Source organism: Roseomonas sp. TS2 (assembly GCF_058833935.1).
Genome location: NZ_JCACVY010000333.1, coordinates 1 through 2,090, shown reverse-complemented (window position 1 = coordinate 2,090; position 2,090 = coordinate 1). Strand labels below are relative to the sequence as shown.

The following is a 2,090-nucleotide window of genomic DNA, read 5'->3' as shown; positions in this document are numbered from 1 at the left end:
GAGGCGCTCGGCCTGTGCGTCAATAATTCACATTGCGGGCGCGAAGTTCACCCGGCATCTTGCTGTTGTAGGCGCAACAAGGTGGCGGGCTTCACAGTCCGGCCCGTAAATCTGTAAAGGCTGTAAAGAATGTCCCGCCCGCTGATCGGCCGCACCGTCCGGCGCCTGCGCCAGGAGCAGGGGCTGACGCAGCAGGCCCTGGCTGCCCGCCTCGGCATTTCCGCCAGCTACCTGAACCTGATCGAGCACGACCAGCGCGCCGTCACCGCCGCGCTGCTCATCAAGCTGGGCCAGACCCTGCAGGTCGACCTCGCCGCCCTCTCCGGCAACCAGGAGCGGCAGCTCGAGAGCCAGCTGCGCGAGGTGCTGGCCGATCCGCAGCTCGGCCTGGAGGCCTTGCCGGAGGAGGAGCTGCGCCTGCTCGCCGGCAGCGCGCCCAATGCCGGTCGCGCCATGCTCGCCCTCTACCGCGCGCTGCGCGTGGCGCGGGAGGATGCCAGCGGCATCGCGCTCCCCAGCGGCCGGCGCATCCTGCTGCCCACCGAGGAGGCGCGCGACTTCTTCCACGAGCGCGTCAATGTCTTCCCCGCGCTGGAGGCGGTGGCGGAGCGCATCGGCGCCGAGCTGGGCGCGGCGCCCGCCGAGCTGAACCACGCCATCGCCGAGCGGCTGCGCCACCGGCACGACCTGCGCGTGCGCGTCGTGCCGCTGGAGGGGAGCCTGCGCCGCTACGACCCCGCCGCGCGGCTGCTGGAACTCTCCGAGCACCTGCCGCGCGAGAGCCGCGGCTTCCAGATGGCCTTCCAGCTCATGCTGCTGGAGGCGCGCGAGGCGGTGGAGGAGATCCTGGCCCCCGCCGCGCCCAGCACCCAGGAGGCGGCGGCGCTGATCCGCATCGGCCTGCTCAACTACGCGGCGGGCGCGCTGCTGATGCCTTATGCCGCCTTCCTCGCCGCCGCCCGCGCCCTGCGGCACGATCTCGACCTGCTGGCCGCGCGCTTCGGCGTCAGCTTCGAGCAGGTGGCGCACCGCCTTTCCACCCTGCAGCGGGAAGGGGCGCGCGGCGTGCCCTTCTTCTTCCTGCGGGTCGATCCCGCCGGCAACGTGGACAAGCGCTTCTCGGCGGCGGGCTTCCCCTTCGCGCGCTTCGGCGGCTCCTGCCCGCGCTGGGTGGTGCACACCGCCTTCGCCACGCCGGGCGCCCTGCGCGTGCAGCTGGCCGAGCTGCCGGACGGCGCCGCCTTCCTCTGCTTCGCCCGCACCGTCACGGGGCCGAGCCGGTGGGGCGAGCCGGCGCCGGTGCATGTCGTCGCCATGGGCTGCGATCTCGGGCGGGCCGCGGAGGTGGTCTATGCGGACGGGCTGGACCTCCAGCGCGCGCGCACCGGCATCGGCCTCTCCTGCCGCCTGTGCGACCGTGCCGAGTGCCGCTCCCGCGCCTTCCCGCCGCTGGAGCACCGGCTCAACCTGGACCCGCACGAGGAAAGCGCGGCACCCTACCGGTTCTCGAAGTAGCGGGGGCGCCGCCCCCGCGCCCCCGCCGGGGTGACAGGGTCACCCCGGACCCCGCCAGTTCCTTCAGGGCCGCCGCATGCGAATCCTCCTGCTCAACGGCAACACCGACAGCGCGATGACGGAGCGGATGCGCGCGCTGGCCACGGCGGCGCTGCCGCGGCTCGGCCTGGCGCATGTCGCGCTCGTGCCCGCCACGGCGCGCTTCGGCGCGCGCTACATCGCCAGCCGGGTGGCGGCGGCCATCGCCGGGCACGCGGTGCTGGAGCAGGTGGCGGAGCACGCCGGCAGCGTGGATGCCATCGCCATCGCCTGCTTCGGCGATCCGGGGCTGGACGCGGCGCGGGAGCTGGCGGGCATCCCCGTCACCGGCATGGCGGATGCGTCGCTCGCCCTCGCGCTCGCCGCGCATCCGCGCGTGGCGCTGCTGACGGGCGGCGCCGCCTGGGTGCCGATGCTGGAGGAATTCGCCCTCTCCCGCGGCTGGCCGCGCGAGCGGGTGCTGGTGCGCGCCGTGGCGCCGACGGGCGACATGATCGTGCGCGAGCCGGAGCGCGCCCTCGCCCTGCTGGCCGAGG

Annotated in this window: 2 protein-coding genes; both read left to right on the top strand. The window is 74.3% G+C overall.

Annotated elements, in window-relative coordinates; translation table 11 throughout:
* Nucleotides 1-129 precede the first annotated feature (129 nt).
* The gene (locus ACZJYS_RS24145) at nucleotides 130-1,515 is read left to right on the top strand and encodes a helix-turn-helix domain-containing protein (protein WP_493180619.1); all 1,386 of its coding nucleotides are present in this window, start codon (nucleotides 130-132) and stop codon (nucleotides 1,513-1,515) included.
* 76 nt (nucleotides 1,516-1,591) lie between these two features.
* A partial coding sequence (locus tag ACZJYS_RS24140; protein WP_493180618.1) for an aspartate/glutamate racemase family protein occupies nucleotides 1,592-2,090 on the top strand: 499 nt, incomplete at its 3' end.